The sequence below is a fragment of the Nitrosomonas ureae genome (assembly GCF_900108305.1).
GTDB lineage: Bacteria > Pseudomonadota > Gammaproteobacteria > Burkholderiales > Nitrosomonadaceae > Nitrosomonas > Nitrosomonas ureae_B.
On the sequence record NZ_FNUX01000013.1, the window covers coordinates 37335 to 50336 of the forward strand.

At 49.8% G+C, this 13002-nt stretch carries 5 protein-coding genes; 1 reads left to right on the forward strand and 4 read right to left on the reverse strand.

Going from position 1 to position 13002, the window contains the following annotated elements:
- Nucleotides 1-118: 118 nt before the first annotated feature.
- Nucleotides 119-8773 carry a GH36-type glycosyl hydrolase domain-containing protein gene (locus C4S39_RS08675; RefSeq protein WP_219817935.1) on the reverse strand — a complete coding sequence of 2885 codons (8655 nt, stop codon included), beginning with the start codon at nt 8771-8773 and terminating at the stop codon, nt 119-121.
- A gap of 475 nt (nt 8774-9248) precedes the next feature.
- On the opposite strand from C4S39_RS08675, the gene C4S39_RS08680 reads away from it, so the two are divergent.
- Nucleotides 9249-9620: a thiol-disulfide oxidoreductase DCC family protein gene (locus C4S39_RS08680; protein ID WP_103966627.1), complete on the forward strand. Its 372-nt coding sequence runs from the start codon at nt 9249-9251 to the stop codon at nt 9618-9620.
- Nucleotides 9621-9685: 65 nt separating this feature from the next.
- On the opposite strand, the gene gatB is transcribed toward C4S39_RS08680, so the two are convergent.
- From gatB to gatC, 3 genes are all read right to left on the reverse strand, one after another.
- On the reverse strand, nt 9686-11125 hold the full coding sequence (gene gatB, locus C4S39_RS08685; protein WP_103966628.1) for an Asp-tRNA(Asn)/Glu-tRNA(Gln) amidotransferase subunit GatB: 1440 nt from the start codon (nt 11123-11125) through the stop codon (nt 9686-9688).
- A gap of 45 nt (nt 11126-11170) precedes the next feature.
- On the reverse strand, nt 11171-12619 hold the full coding sequence (gene gatA / locus C4S39_RS08690; protein WP_103966629.1) for an Asp-tRNA(Asn)/Glu-tRNA(Gln) amidotransferase subunit GatA: 1449 nt from the start codon (nt 12617-12619) through the stop codon (nt 11171-11173).
- Nucleotides 12620-12710: 91 nt separating this feature from the next.
- Nucleotides 12711-12998, reverse strand: coding sequence for an Asp-tRNA(Asn)/Glu-tRNA(Gln) amidotransferase subunit GatC (gene gatC / locus C4S39_RS08695; RefSeq protein WP_103966630.1), 288 nt, complete (start codon nt 12996-12998; stop codon nt 12711-12713).
- Nucleotides 12999-13002 lie beyond the last annotated feature (4 nt).

The window sequence follows — 13002 nt, forward strand, 5'->3', positions numbered from 1 at the left end:
GAGCAAGATGAGATGCAAGGCAGGCGGAGCAAAGGCAAATGAGACCTATCCTAGGGTGATAGGCGAATTTTCGAGCACCGCCTGACGCAGTATTGCACAGACAATTGTTCAGCGCCTCTTATCTTATGTTCACCTCAAGGTGATGTTCCTGGTGATCATTTACAAGGGAAATCACGCATTGTGGCCGACCTGTTTCATCCTTATCTAGACTATTCACCAAGATACCGTCGACCGTTACATGAATCTCCGGGCTTGGTCTTTCATCGTTGCATCTGACAGTGATGTGATAGAAAGTCTCGTGAAAACGGTAGTGTATGATATACGACTGCCAATGAACCGGAGTGCACGGTGTTATGCGCAGATGATTTACTTCCAATTGCAGGCCCAGTAGTGTTTCCACGGACAATCGGTACATCCATCCTGCCGCACCGGTATACCAAGTCCAGCCGCCTCGCCCTACGTGGGGTGCTACGCCGTATATATCCGCACACATGACGTACGGCTCGACTTTGTACCGTTCAATCTCGGCAAGTGTTCGACCGTGATTGACAGGATTGAGCATGGAAAACAATTCCCAGGTACGTTCCCGGTCACCTAGCATGGCAAATGCCATCGCAGACCAAATCGCAGCATGGGTATATTGGCCGCCATTTTCACGGATTCCAGGTACATAACCCTTGATATATCCGGGCTCAAGTTCCGATTTGTCGAAGGGTGGATCAAACAATTGAATTAACTGCGTATCGCGCCGTATCAGGCGGTTGTCTACCGCAACCATGGCTTGGCGTGCACGCACAGGATCTCCGCCCCCGGAAATAACTGCCCAGCTTTGACTGATCGAATCAATCTGACACTCATCGTTACTGGACGAACCCAAAGGCGTACCATCGTCAAAATAAGCTCGTCGATACCAGTCACCATCCCATGCATTGGCCTCGATATGTTCTTGTAATTGTTTCGCGTGTTCGGTGCAACTATCGGCAAAAGCTTCATCGCCCCGGCCTCGCGCCAAATCAGCAAACAACTGAAGATTGGAGTATAAGAACCATGCCAGCCAAACGCTCTCGCCCTTGCCATCACGCCCGACAAGATTCATGCCATCATTCCAATCACCACACCCCATCAATGGTAATTGATGCTCGCCGAATCGTAAACCATATTTGATGGCACGCACGCAATGTTCATAGAGGCTTGCAGATTCTGCAGAACGTTGTGGCTGGTCGTAGTAGGCTTCTTCTTCTGGATATAACTCGCGGCCTTCCAGGAAGTAGACCGACTCATCAAGCACGCCGGTATCACCAGTCGCCAATACATAGCGGCAAGTTGCATACGGTAACCATAGATAATCATCGGAGAAATGAGTACGCACGCCTTGTCCGTTGGGTGGATGCCACCAGTGCTGCACGTCACCTTGAAGAAATTGTCGCTCGGCACAACGGATTAATTGCTCACGGGCGAGCCATGGCGTCGCATGGATCAATGCCATGGTATCCTGTAATTGATCACGAAAACCGTAGGCACCCCCAGATTGGTAATATCCGCTACGACCCCAGAGTCTGCAAGACAATGTTTGATAGATAAGCCAGCCATTGGTCAAAACATCCAAAGCAGGATCTGGTGTTTCCACATGCACCGCGCCTAGTGCATGATTCCAATATCCCCATACCGCCTCCAATGCCTGCCGAGCACCCGATAGTCCGCCATATTGCTGAATAAAGTGCTGCGCTTCGTCGGTATTGTGAGCTGCGCCGAATATAAACACGATTTCGCGTTCTTGCCCTTCAGCCAGCTCGATTTGGGTCTGGATCGCTGCGCACGGATCGAAGCCTGCTCCGGTCTTTCCCGACAAACGCTTGCGGCGCATCGACGCTGGACTGGTCAGCGAGCCATTGCGACCAATGAACTCGGTGCGATTCCCAGTTACTGAACGTTCTCTTTCGCTCACTTTCGCAAAGACGACTCGCTTGGCGTATTCGCGGCCATAAGCATTTCGAGCAAACAGTGCCCCACTGTGCGGATCCGTCTCAGTCACAATGTGCATCAGATTGGCGTGACGCCATTCACCGAGTACCAACTCCCAATAGCCGGTCAACGACAATCGCCTTGTGCGGTTGGAATGGTTGTGCAGTTTGATTATCGCGAATTTCACTGGTGCGTCCATGGCAACATAGGTATACAGTTCAGAAGAGATATCGGTCTGGTAATGTTCGAACACGCTGTATCCAAACCCATGACGACATACATATCCGGATTGACCGCTGGCTGGCAATGGCGTTGGTGACCAGAAAATTCCTGTGTCATCATCACGGATGTAGAACATCTCGCCACTGCTATCGCTCAGGGGATCATTGTGCCAAGTGGTCAATCGGAATTCGTGCGCATTTTCCACCCAGGTATACGCACTGCCGCACTCGCTGACAACCGTACCGATATACGGACTGGCGATTACATTGACCCACGGCGCAGGCGTACTTTTACCTGGTTCCAGAGTAATGACATACTCGCGCCCGTCGGGCGTAAATCCTCCCAAACCGTTGTAGAAAATCCGTTCGCGCGCTGCCAATGGGCTGATTTCTTCAAAAATCGGCAGCAACCGGGGTTCCAGGCGATCAGAAATCCGTTCAGATGATATGCGGCGTTCCAATGGCTCGATCAATGTTTCAGCTGTATCGCTAAACACGATGCGAGCGACTGTTTGAAGCAAGACTCTCTCATCTTCGGAAAGTTCTTCAGTCCGTCGCACAAAGACACCCCCTGGCTTGTCGATTATTTGCGCGTCAGCCCCTGCATTAATCAATCCAATGATCTGATCGTGCAAAACTGCCCGATAGCCTGAGAAATCCTCGTTCATAATCACCAGATCAGCACTCAACCCCTTCATTCGCCAATAGGCATGCGCTTGTAGCGCTTGCTTCACCAGATCTATTCGATTCAGATTTCCGATTCGTATCAGTACAATTGGTAAATCACCCGAGATGGCAAAACGCCAAAGCCCGGATTGGCCTAGTTGATTGCGCGCAATGATACTGGGAGCCGTACGTCGCAAAGCATTGCTGTAAATAACGGAGCTGGCAAGGCGACCGTAAATCTGAGCATCGGCTTCGGTGATATTAAGATGACGCAGCACTTCCTGGCTCTGAAACCATGCCATTTCAAAAGCGCGTTCCACGAAGTGCCGATCACAATAATTCTCCAACAATCCCAAGGCCGCTTCACGCGTACTTGCGACACCGGAAATAATGTGCACCGTGGCCGATTCGTCTGGCAATAAAGTAATGGTGCGGCGGATTGCCACGATCGGATCGAGCACCGAGCCGTCCGTGTTCGACAACGCTGGCACGTGATCAGCGGCATCCAACACCACCGGATTGGCCGGTGTTCGTCCCCGTCCGATAAACCGGGCACGGTCGGTTTCAAAAGATGGTTCATCAATTATCGCACCTGGAGCCGCCATTAGATGGAACATCCATGGTATCTGTTCTTCCGGTGTGCGACGCCGTCGTGTGCAGAGGATCGCCTGCCGGTCGCGGACAATTTCCGTTTGTACAAACAGATTGCTGAAAGCTCGATGAGCCAAGTCAGAATTCAGCGGTGCCAACACCACTTCAGCATAACTCGTTACTTCGATATGGCGGATACGAAGTGACTGGTTAGTAAGCGTGACACGGCGAATCTCGACATTGTCTTCAGGTGAAACGCTGATCTCAGTGTGCGTTTCAATCGACTGATCGCGGCGACGGTATTCCGCCCGAGCTTGCACGAAAATCGCCTCATAATGATCGGCTTTGCGCAGAGTCGGCTGATAGGCGGTGGACCAGTAATGCCCCGAATCACGATCATGCAAGTAAATGAAGGTGCCCCAGCCATCAGAGGTGGCATCTTCGCGCCAGCGGGTGACAGCCAGATCACGCCATCGACTGTAGCCGCCACCGGCATTTGTCGCCATAACATGATACTGGCCATTGGATAACAAATGGACTTCCGGTATCGGTGTGTTCGAATCGGTGAATACACGCATAATTGTGTCCGATTCTGCGGTCGCTGGGCGCGCAGCGGCATTTACTTCCGCTGCATGCGGGTGCAATGTTGCCCCTTTCTTCGGTATACGCTCCTGCAGCAACAATTTTGTCGTTTGAATCAGCGGGTCCGACATAAAACGGCGCTGCATCGGATGGTTAAGCAATAGCTGCTCAAAGGCCAACAAACTCATGCCTTGGTGATGTGCCATGAAGGTACGTACAATAGCGCTGGACTTGCCGCGCGGCACACGCGATGGCGTGTAATCGACTGCCTCATAGAACCCATAAGCACCGAGCAAACCATTGGCGGCCAGTGTCTGCAAATTGCGGCATGCTTCGTGCGGCATCACCATCAATGCCAGCGCACTGGCATAAGGTGCGATGACCAGATCATCTCCCAATCCTCGTTTGAAACCGAGTCCCGGTACACCAAATGCCCGATATTGATAGATTTGTTGTATATCTGTAGCGTTATAGCAGGATTCAGAAATGCCCCAAGGTACCTCACGTTGCCGACCGTATTCGATCTGGCGCAACACCGCGGCTTTGCAAGTTTGTTCCAATAAGGTGTTTTCGTAATTCGGCATGATCAAGCACGGCATGAGGTATTCGAACATCGAACCACTCCAGGAGATCAGGCTGATTTCTCCACCGTGACTAGTCAGTAGTCGGCCAAGCGCAAACCAATGTTTTTGCGGGATCTGCCCCTGAGCGATGAGTAGAAAACTGGCCAGGCGCGCTTCGGATGCCAGCAGATCATAGCAGGATTGATCGCGCCGCCGTTCACTCACGTCGTAACCGATAGCCAGCAAATCACGCGCTGCATCATAGAGAAATTCAAAATCCATTATCGCAAGTTGGCGACAGCGATCCGCCAAGGCATTGATCATTTTAATTCGCTCCAGCGCACCTTTAGACGCTCTAGCTGGCATAATCGTCTCCGTGCCCGTGGTGCCTTTTGCCAATTCAGCTAGCGTCGGAATATTCTTGAAGTGTTGTAGTTCGAGTACCAGGTATCTTAGATCCTCTTGAAAGTCTCTGATTTGCTTAATAAATGCCTGTGCCCAGCAATACAATTCGCCGTCGATATCGATATCTGTGGGCAGACAAGCCATCATTTCCTCGCCAATACGCTGCATCTCGTTCAGTAAGTTATCGATGATCGTCAGATTTTGTACAGATTCGTTCAATGCAAGCCTGTTCAGCTTTTCTTCAAGAACTTTGATTTTCTGTGCCAGATCCGAAGCGGGTAAGGCGGGTACGTGCTCGGCAAGCACTCGCAAAGTATCTTGCAACCCTTGGACTGTATTAGCTGACAGGATCGGTTGATCTTTCAACTCAGCCAATCCTGCTAATAAAGTGAGCAGACTGCCGGCTAGATTTCCACTATCCACTGAAGAAATATATCGAGGATGTAATGGTTTCAGTGTTCGCGTGTCATACCAGTTATAAAAATGGCCCAGATAACGTTCCAACTTTTCCATTGTTTCCAATGTGTTCTGAATGCGACGTAAAAATTCCCCCGCGGAAATGTAACCAAAATCATACGCGGCCAGATCGGCTAACAATGCCATGCCGATATTCGTGGGCGATGTCCGTGTGGCAATGACTTGAGCTGGATATTCCTGAAAATTGTCGGGGGGCAACCAATTTTCCTGTGGACCGACAAACTGAGCGAAATAGCGCCACGTACGTCGAGCCGCTGTACGCAGGAACACGCGCTGATCCAGCGTCAGCTGAGGTACCGGAGATATCAGCGGTTTGCTGATCCACCAGCCCACGACAGGTGACAACAACCAGGCTAACAAGATGGGCGCATAGAAGAACATTTCTGTTGCTTGATTGCTCCACAATAACAATCCTAATACGACTGCCGAAACAGGTGAAATCCACATTTCTTTCACAAAATCAGCCAGTGTGTGGCATGCATTGCGGCGCGTATAGGAAGGTAAATGCCACAGCATCAGGCTACGTCGCGTAAATAACATACGCAGACCCGAGCGCACAATCGCACTTAAGCTGATCAACGTATCATAGGGTAATAAAATCAACGTCAGCAAAGCAAGTGCGATGGGGCGGCCGGCTAACTTGCTGGTCAAGCTCAAGTGTACCAGCCAGTCACGCTCCTGCGGTTTACGGATCAATTCGATGACGCTTCCCAGCAAGACAGGCAAGAGCACCACGCCAGCGATCAACAGGGTCCAAAACCATGCGGGACCAGGACCGAACAGCCATCCTCCTGCCAATAATGCCAGTAGCGATGGCGATACGAGGCTGCGTCGAAGATTGTCAAATATTTTCCATACTAACAATGCGGTAAGCGGGTTTGGTTGCCGTTCTGCTTTCGATTTATTAGGAGCAGAAGGTCCGGGAACATGCGGAAGCAACCAACCTGCAAGCTGCCAATCGCCTCGTATCCAACGGTGTCGCCGACTAGCCTCTATGGCATAACTGGCCGGATGCTCTTCAATGAGATCGACATCAGTCACCAGTGCGCAACGCGCATAGCCGCTTTCCAGCAAATCATGACTGAGAATAAGATTCTCGGGAAAACGTCCATCAATGGCCTGCCGAAAGGCATCTACATCGTAAATACCTTTACCGATGAATGATCCTTCGCCAAAAATATCCTGGTAGACATCGGATATTTCACGCGAATAAGGATCAATGCCCGACTCGCCCGCGAATAATTTTGTAAAATACGACTGGTTTGCGCTGGTCAGGCTAATCGAAACACGCGGCTGCAGGATCGCGTAGCCTTCGACGATACGCCCTTGGTCAGCATCGTATACCGGGCGATTGAGCGGATGGGCCATGCTGCCGATCAAGGAACGTGCTGCATCGCGGGGAAGCTGCGTATCGGTATCCAAAGTGATGACATACTGGATTGATGCGAGAATGGAGGTCTCTCCGACAATATCCGAGAATGTGCTTCTTTCGCCGCCGCGCAGCAACGCATTGAATTGTTCCAATTTGCCGCGCTTGCGTTCATACCCCATCCACACTTGTTCGTGTGGATTCCATACCCGTGGTCGATGAAATAAATAGAAAATGCACGGGCGGTCATCTTGGTAAGTGGCATTGAGTGCCTGTACGGCAGTACGGGCATAAGCCAGTAACGCGTCATCCTCCGGCTGCGTGCGTTGCGCAGCATCACGGAAATCCGTCAGCAGAGCAAAGAACAGATTGGAATCACGATTACCGAGGTAGCGGATCTCCAGTGCCTCGAGCAGATCATCAACGTCCTGCGGTGTGCTCAGCAAGGTGGGAACGACCACCATAGTGCGGTGAACCGCGGGGATACCGTTGGAAAAATCCAACCGTGGCAACGGGCGTGGGGGCAAAACAAGCATCACGAACAAATTTACTAGTGGAACTGCCAGTGCCGAAGCGCCAATGGTGCCAGTAAGCGCAAAAAACCAATAGCGCCAGTCTCGTGGCCCAAGATCGTCGAATGCAAAAAGTGCGACCGATGCTGCCAAAATGGTCAGCAACAAGATCGGACCAAGATACAGAAGCAAGTTAAGAGGCTGGCTCGCACGACTGATGCGTAACTTCCACGGCAATTGGAAATCGACTTTGCGTTCCAATACTGGCCGACCGCGATCAATCAGATAATATCCAACATGCGCTGCACGGTTCTGGATACCCCCTTGCTCTGCAGCATCCTGCGCCAATGCAATGACTTCACGTGCCACCGCCAATTCACTGCGCGAACTGCTTCTCGCCACATCCTCAATGACATGCCGATAGCGGTCGCGAGTGGCGAAATCCTGGAAAATATGCATCCCCGCAGGATCTTCACGTAATGTTTCCTCGACAACGCTGAGCGATTCGACATAATTTCTCCAATTCATGGTACCAATAAAACGCAGACTACCAATACTGTTGGCAATGGAAATCTGATTGGCTGCTGCCGTTCGACCAGCCACTTCTGACAATTGAGTTGCCGTTATCCCTTGTTCTAACAATTTTTGCTCGACCCAGGTTTGAACAAATGCCATTGCTGGCCCTTGAGCCTGGAGTCGAGCATAAAACTCCTCCACAAACGGTGCGGTCAGAGGCACGTCGGCATTTGCAAACTCAGCCAGCAACTGAATCAGTTGTTTTGGCTCCTTTTCTGCGGTCGCGAGCATACGATCCGCCCAACTGATAGCTGCATTGAGCTCTTCGCGTCGACGGGCAATACGTAGCGCAACCCGGCGAATATTTTCTAATAGCGCCAATTGCAACATGATCGGAAATGCCCATAACTCACCTAGCTTGAGCGGTTCAACAGTCTGGTAGGCAGCGACAAACTGAGTAGCGTTTTCCTTATCGATACGGCCATCCATGTGGGAGATGAGTTGCAATGCTAGGTCATAGATGCGCGGGAAACCAGCTGACGAGCTATTCGCCAACCGCGGCAACTGACGGCTGTACCCGCGTGGTAAATGTCGACGCGCTTGATTGATCTGCTGCTCGATCAGATAAAAATTATCCAGCAACCAAGCCTCTGCGGAAATGATTCGTTGTCCCGGTGCAATTGCCACAGTTACAATGTCATACGCCGCAGAAATAACCCGCTCATTGTCCGCTAATCGTGGTAATAACCGGTCGGGTCCAGGGTTGGGATTGATCTTGTATCGTCCGGCCAACATGATCCCATGACGCTTTAATTGCTCAATGCTGAACAACTCGGAGCATAGTAATTCCGTATCATGGGCGTCACGAAGTATATTTCGTGTACGGGCTGAAAATCCGAACTCTTTCATATTGATAACATTCTCCTGGTTCGAATTTATGGTAATCAAGGTCACACCGGTTTTATAACCTTTGATTGCCAAAAATTAATGCATGCTTGTTGGGTCAAACAGAACCGGATACTTCATTCGCTCGTTTTTAAAATTCTACCGGTGTTATATCATCATATGGTTGCATGAATACACTGAGTGTTATAGCAACCAATATAAGTATGAATATCAGCAATAGCAGATTTGAGTTGTGCTGTCAAAAATGAAGCATTGGTTTAAGTGCCGTGTAGATTTGAATAATATCGCTGCGAAAATTGTGCTGGCGATAGATAGCCCAATCTTTTCTGTTACGCTGCCGGTTATAGAAGATTTCTATATATTCGGTAATCCGTTAAAGGCCTGCCGTCATTTTTAACAGCACACCACCATCGGAGGTTTAATGATGTGCACAAAGGAAGATTCCCATTCTTCTCGCTATTTATCGTGAAAAATCACTATGACAAGTCAACCAAAAATAAAAGTGTATTACAACTCAGCCTGTCCGGTATGCAAAGCTGGAATTGAAGCTCAGATGGGCAAAGAAAGTTGTTGTGAAATGCAATGGAATGACATTCACACGCATCGCGCGCTTGTTTCCGAAGTCAGCTCGGATATTGAGTTTGTTCGTGAGCGCCTGCATGTTATTGATGAATCAGGCAATCTTCATATCGGTTTCGATGCCTTTCTGGCAATCTGGCGAACATCTGCGCATGAGCGCTGGAAGGCGAGCGTGTTTGGAATGCCGATTGTCAGGCAGGTATGCAGCTTAGGCTATAATTTATTCGCAGCTGCACTTTATCGCTGGAATAAAGTAAAAAAACATTGGTAGCTTATAGTGCCTTATTGGATCTGAGCCTGGTGACCAGGCTTAAATTGATATTCAAATATCAACCGCTATCCCTCCAGTTTCTTTTTCAGAATAACATTCACCTGTGCCGGATTGGCTTTCCCATGCGTTGCTTTCATGATCTGACCGACCAGTGAGTTGAAGGCTTTTTCTTTGCCGTTGCGATAGTCTGTGACTTGCTGCGCATTAGCAGCCAGCACTTGATCGACCAGTTTCTCAATGGCGCTATCGTCGGAAATCTGTTTCAGCCCCTTAGCGGCAATAATGGCATCGACATTCTTCTCCAGCTCACCATTCCACATGCTTTCAAATACCGTCTTAGCAGCCTTACCGGAAATGGTGCCATCACTGATGCGCTTCAGCAGCGTAGCAAGTTGGGAAGGGGTAATTGGGCATGCGCTGATTTCAAGCCCTTCTTTGTTCAATTGTCCGCTGATCTCGCCCATGATCCAGTTGGCACACAATTTTTCCTGCGCAGGCAATTGCCTGATAGTTGACTCGAAATAATCCGCGGTTTCACGCGAACTGGTTAAGACGGAGGCATCATAAGCAGATAGCGCAAACTCGGACATATAACGATCCCGTCGCACTTGTGGCAATTCCGGTAAGGCTGATCGCACCTGATCAATCCAGCTTGCAGGAATTTCGAGCGGCAATAAATCTGGATCGGGAAAATACCGGTAATCGTTGGCATCTTCCTTGGTGCGCATGGTTCGCGTTTCATCTTTGCTGGCATCGTACAGACGGGTTTCCTGCCGAATGGCGCCGCCGTCTTCCAGGATTTCAATTTGCCTTCTGGCTTCATAATCGATCGCTTTCTCAAGAAAACGAAATGAATTCAGATTCTTGATTTCACAACGCGTGCCAAGTTTTTCCGTACCGCGTGGACGTACCGAAACATTGGCATCGCAACGGAAAGAACCTTCCTGCATATTTCCATCGCAAATGCCGATCCAACGCACCAGAGCATGAAGTGTTTTCGCGTAGGCTACGGCTTCCGCACTGCTGCGCATATCCGGCTCAGAAACAATTTCCAGCAACGGTGTGCCGGCCCGATTCAGATCAATCCCGCTCATGCCATGAAAGTCCTCATGCAGCGACTTTCCGGCATCCTCCTCCAGATGCGCGCGAGTCAGGCGAATGTTTTTGTCTGCGCCATCCATCTGAATCTGAATGCTGCCACCTTGCACCACCGGTAATTCGTATTGACTGATTTGATAACCTTTCGGTAAATCAGGATAAAAATAATTTTTGCGCGCGAAAATGGATGGCGAATTGATTTTGGCACCCACTGACAAGCCAAATCTGATTGCCCGCTCAACCGCGCCCTTGTTGAGTACCGGCAAAACACCGGGCAATGCCAAATCGATGACGCACGCCTGGGTATTCGGCGGCGCGCCATAAGCGGTGGATGCGCCCGAAAAGATTTTAGATTGCGTCGAAAGTTGAGCATGCACTTCCAGACCGATGACGATTTCCCACTGCATGATGATTTCCGGCTAGATGACTGATTCCATGAATGAACGATAGCTTTAAACAGGCGACTTCAAATGCCAGTCTGTCACCAATTGATATTGATGTGCAATATTAAGCATTTGCGCTTCCTTAAAATAATTACCCATGATGTGTAAGCCGATGGGCCGGTTTTTGTCACCAAAACCGATCGGGATCGACATCGCCGGCATTCCGGTCAGGTTTGCCGCACTGGTATAGATATCCGATAAATACATTTGGATCGGATCGCCGCTTTTTTCTCCCAGATTAAATGCGACGGTAGGAGCGGTAGGCCCCATAATGATATCGCATTGTTTGTAGGCTGCAATAAAATCCTGTGCGATCAGGCGGCGCAATTTCTGTGCCTTGATATAGTAGGCATCGTAATAGCCATGCGACAGCACATAGGTACCGATGAGAATTCGTCGCTTCACTTCCGCGCCAAAACCTTGTGCACGCGTTTTGCGGTACATGTCCGCCAGATCGCTGTACGATGAGGCACGGTAACCGTAGCGTACCCCATCGAAACGGGATAAATTGCTCGATGCTTCTGCAGGCGCCAATACATAATAAACCGGAATCGACAATGGTGCATTGGGTAATGAAACTTCGACAGTCTGCGCACCCAATTTACGATACTCAATTAATGTTTTTTCGATCGCGTTTGCGACATCCTGGCTCATACCCTCGGCAAAATATTCCTTCGGCAGGCCAATGCGCAAACCGGCCAAAGGTTTCTGCAAATCCTGTGAGTAATTCTCTGCATCGCGCTGCAGGCTGGTGGAATCACGCGGATCGAACCCGGTCATGACATTCAGCAATAACGCCAGATCTTCGGCTGATTTAGCCATCGGCCCACCCTGATCCAAACTAGAGGCAAAGGCAATCATGCCATAGCGCGATACCAGTCCGTAGGTCGGTTTAATTCCGGAGATACCGCATAATGCGGCAGGCTGACGGATCGAACCACCCGTATCGGTACCGGTTGCCGCGGGTGCTAACCGGGCCGCAACGGCGCACGCCGCGCCGCCTGAGCTGCCGCCGGGCACCGCCGCAATATCCCAGGGGTTTTTTACCATGCCATAATAGGATGTTTCATTGCTTGATCCCATGGCGAACTCATCCATGTTGGTTTTACCGATATTGATCGCGCCAGCCTGATTGAAACGTTCAATGACGCCGGCATCATACGGTGAAATAAAATTTGACAGCATTCTTGAGCCGCATGTAGTCAGCCAGCCTTTGGCGCAAAAAATATCTTTCTGCGCAATTGGAATTCCGGTTAATGGACCGGCCTGCCCCGCGGCAATCATTTTGTCTGCCGCCTTTGCCTGCGCAAGGCTCATTTCTTCGTTGACCGTAATAAAAGCGTTGTATTCAGGATTGAGTTGTTTAATGCGCTGCAAGAATTGGGTGGTTAGTTCAGTGCTGGAAAATTTTTTTTCGGCAAGCTGGGTTGAGAGTTGTTTAAGACTGGCATTAAACATGGATTTACTGATTAAGGAAAAATAAATTGTTGCGTATAATGGCTGTTCTTATGGTTCTATGAAATTCTCTGAACTCATCCCCACTACGTGCCTATTCAATGACTTGTGGAACCAGATAGAGATCGGCTTCGACTTGTGGTGCGATCGATTGATATAATTCGTGCTGATCAGTTTCAGTGACCTCATCGTCGCGGAGGCGTTGCAGGACATTTTGCGCATGAGACATGGGTTCAACTGTTGAAGTATCCACTGCTTGCATGGTTTCTATCAGATCAAAAATACCGGATAACTGACCCAAAGCCTCTTTAGCCTCGTTATCGCTAATCTCGATATAGGCAAGATCAGCAATCCGTTTTACATCACTAACAGATAAAGTCATTTTA